General features: G+C 44.3%; 4 protein-coding genes. 1 reads left to right on the forward strand and 3 read right to left on the reverse strand.

All coding sequences use genetic code 11. The features are described from left to right. Positions 1 to 166: 166 nt before the first annotated feature. The 3 genes from Q9291_RS04330 to Q9291_RS04340 all read right to left on the reverse strand — a co-directional run bounded on the left by Q9291_RS04330 (position 167) and on the right by Q9291_RS04340 (position 1,627). Positions 167 to 580 (reverse strand): putative toxin-antitoxin system toxin component, PIN family, encoded by a 414-nt coding sequence (locus Q9291_RS04330; RefSeq protein WP_306388803.1) that lies wholly within the window; start codon positions 578 to 580, stop codon positions 167 to 169. Beyond that, entirely contained in the window at positions 573 to 821 is a 249-nt protein-coding gene (locus Q9291_RS04335; RefSeq protein ID WP_306388804.1) for a type II toxin-antitoxin system Phd/YefM family antitoxin, read from the reverse strand. The genes Q9291_RS04330 and Q9291_RS04335 overlap by 8 nt, the downstream gene beginning before the upstream one ends. A gap of 341 nt (positions 822 to 1,162) precedes the next feature. Continuing rightward, on the reverse strand, positions 1,163 to 1,627 hold the full coding sequence (locus Q9291_RS04340) for an EF-hand domain-containing protein (protein WP_306388805.1): 465 nt from the start codon (positions 1,625 to 1,627) through the stop codon (positions 1,163 to 1,165). Between the two features lie 260 nt (positions 1,628 to 1,887). Here Q9291_RS04340 and Q9291_RS04345 point away from each other — a divergent pair, with 260 nt between their 5' ends. Beyond that, entirely contained in the window at positions 1,888 to 2,664 is a 777-nt protein-coding gene (locus Q9291_RS04345) for a DUF1223 domain-containing protein (RefSeq protein ID WP_306388806.1), read from the forward strand. Positions 2,665 to 3,178: the final 514 nt, after the last annotated feature.

A 3,178-nucleotide genomic window follows, 5' to 3' on the forward strand; every position in this document is an offset into this window, starting at 1 on the left:
GATTGGTGCAGTGATGCGCAAGCTGGTGCATTTGATTTACGGGGTGATTAAATCAGGCAAACCTTTTGATGCGGAAATTCCTCTCAAGGGACTTGCAATTCAAGACGGTATCTGACTCCACCATTCGCTGTTTTGCAAGACCTAACCCTGAGGGTTGTGCGCGGGCTCACGGTAGCGCATTAAACTGTGCGGCAGTCAAAAATGAAACGCCTTGAAAAGGGTGCAACACCAACAAATCTGCATCGCCAGTGATGATCATAGATGCATCACCATTCACCGCCACCTCTAAAAACTGATTATCTTTAGGGTCACGGCAAGCTGTGACAGGGCAAACAATATTCACACGTTCATACACGCGACTAAACAGCTTAAAAAATGCTTGCCTGTCTTCAATCGAAATATAACGGTCAAACTTTGAGCGCGATAACACATCTGCTAATTCACTAAGGGTAGATTCAGAAACCAATAACACCCCTTGTGCCAACGCTTTACGCACCGCAAGCGCCGGGGCGCTTTGTGGCAAAAGTAGATAACTAATTAAGGTATTGGTATCACAAACAACCCTTAACGCCTCACTCATTGGCTAACAACTCAGCTAATTTATCCTCACTCAAGCCATTGGCCACCGCCTGCTGACCTACACGGTCACAAAACGATTGAAACTCGCCCAAATTCAACCCACGCAAGCGTTGATACTCAATAGGCGAAAGCACAATCGCCACATCACGGTTTTGGCGACGAATCGTCACTGGCTCACGCTGTGCCGTATCAATCAATGCCGCCATGTTTTGTTTGGCATCTGTTGCAGAAACATATTGCATAATCAACCCTCCTATTCACGCAATAATAGTACAAATTGTCTATTTTGTACAAAATGTCCATTAATAAGACTCTTAAAGAATAAAAAAAGCCGCGATTTGCGGCTTTGGCATTCAAAATGTTGGATTGCAAGACCCGACCCCTCGGCTTTCTTGTTCCACACGATGGTAGACACCGTTATCGTTTAATTAAACTGAAGGCCATAAGCGTCAGGTCCAGAATAGCAGCAAACCATCATCTCTCATATCAGCCCATAAATATGCTACATAGCTAGACCCGATCCCTGGCACTGTTGGGGTTGTGTGTAAATTAATTTACTCTGACCCCAACTATTACCGGTGGATTAGCGACCCACCAGTTTTGCCACAAACTCCTGTGCATCCAGCTGTTTGTCTCCCGTAGTATCCAGCTTCACAAACACAGTGCCCTGAAACTTCAGAAACTCCTCTTGCGTCACCAGATGGTCATGATTGGCATCGGCTGCATCCATCATCGCCACATTACCCAATTCACGCAGATAGCCGCCGGTACTCATCATCGCCAGCTTCTCGGACCTGGTGCCGGTCCATTCCGATTTATCCAGACTGCCATCATGATTCTTGTCCAGTTCATTAAACACTGCCGTGTGATACTGATTAAACTCCATCAAGCTCACCATATGGTTACCATCCGCATCCAGCATTTTCATCATACCCATCTGCTGAAACTCGCGGGCATAGCCCCCCGTCACCAAATCAGCAGCACTCGCCACATTCATAGAAACCACACCCAATAACAGGGCCACCAACACATTTAATTTGCTGTTCATATTCACGACTCCAAGATAATTTAAAAAAAGATGATTTAAAAAAAGATGATTTAAAAAAAGATGATTTAAAAAAAGATGATTTAAAAAAAGTTATTGTTAGCTAACACCCCTTTGTCGTCAGATAAAGCAGCCCCTTACACATTTATCAAAATAAATTTTTCTCCCACCCTCACCACTGCATCAAAAAAATGCATCGCAGCGTGTAAGGAAGAGCCGCGTGGCTCGACCAATTCACTCAATAATATTGAGTGAGACTAACCATGAACAAGCCATCTCTGCTAACCGGTGTATGCGCCATCGTGTTTGCATCAAATGCCCTCGCACAACCTCAATGCAGTGCCGTCAGCGGCCCGCAAACCAATGCCCTGGTTGAGCTCTATACCTCAGAAGGATGCAGCAGCTGCCCACCCGCCGACCAATGGTTAAGCCGCTTAAAGAATCAAAGTAAACCGATTAGCAACATCGTGCCGATTGCTTTGCATGTGGATTATTGGGATTACATCGGCTGGAAAGACAACTTTGCCAACCCTGAATTTGCCAAGCGGCAACGTGAAATGGCCACCTTAGGGCGTGCACGCGGCGTATATACACCACAACTCGCGATTAATGGTCAAGATACGCGCAGCTGGTTAAATGATGCGCGCTTTAAGAGTGAAGTCGCAACCATTAATCGCCAGCCTGCCAAAGCCGAGATTAGACTGACAGCTAACGCGACAACAACCAAGTCAGTGCAAGTCTCCACCAACATTAAAACCGCTGAGGCAGGGCCATTCGTCTATTACCTCGCGCTACAAGAAAATAACCTGCAATCCACCGTCAATGCAGGTGAAAACCGTGGCGAGCTGTTGCACCATGATTATGTCGTGCGCCAATGGTTAGGGCCGTTTAAGGTGGGTGCTGATGGAAAATTAAGTGGTAGTCATGATATTCAAGTTCAACCAGCCTGGAAGCAGCGGGATCTTAATGTAGTTGCGTTTGTGCAGAACTCAGCAACGGGGGAGGTTTTGCAGGCATTGGCATTAGGGTTGTGCGAATAATCGGCGACATGATGAGAATCAATGGAGTCTGACCCCATTGATTCATTGAAATTTTATTTGACTGTGAATTAAGGTCAATTCATTTACTTACAATGCAAATTCATCGTATATTTTCATTAGAATAAATAAATTGTATACAAAAATTCTTAAAAAAATTTAAAAAGGGGTGGGGGTAGTATGAAAAAATTCGATTTAACCCAATTCAATGGTTTCAATAAAAACTATCAATTTAGGCCTCATTTATGCAAAGAATACTTACGACTATTTTCGAGCCAAAGTGATTTAGAGCTTTTGATATTCGAGTCAAGGCCAGGAATTGGAGCAACAAATTTTGCAGCTGAGTATTTCAATACGATAACTGAAAACTCAATTTTACTAACCATTCATGCCGGTAGTAGAGAGGTGGCCCCGTTTAGTTGGACAGAATGTTTGCTTTTTTAAGTGAAATATCTTGCGATTCTGTTTAAGCTGCCTTGGGTGTTGCGGGCAGGTGTTTAAAGTAAAACTCATCCGG

Source organism: Methylophilus aquaticus (assembly GCF_030769565.1).
In the GTDB taxonomy this organism is placed as follows: Bacteria; Pseudomonadota; Gammaproteobacteria; order Burkholderiales; family Methylophilaceae; genus Methylophilus; species Methylophilus aquaticus.

Bases quoted from the DNA above. Each gene is read 5' to 3' on its own strand.
- Q9291_RS04335 (WP_306388804.1), bottom strand. From the start codon at position 821: ATGCAATATGTTTCTGCAACAGATGCCAAACAAAACATGGCGGCATTG.
- Q9291_RS04345 (WP_306388806.1), top strand. From the start codon at position 1,888: ATGAACAAGCCATCTCTGCTAACCGGTGTATGCGCCATCGTGTTTGCA.
- Q9291_RS04340 (WP_306388805.1), bottom strand. From the start codon at position 1,627: ATGAACAGCAAATTAAATGTGTTGGTGGCCCTGTTATTGGGTGTGGTT.
- Q9291_RS04330 (WP_306388803.1), bottom strand. From the start codon at position 580: ATGAGTGAGGCGTTAAGGGTTGTTTGTGATACCAATACCTTAATTAGT.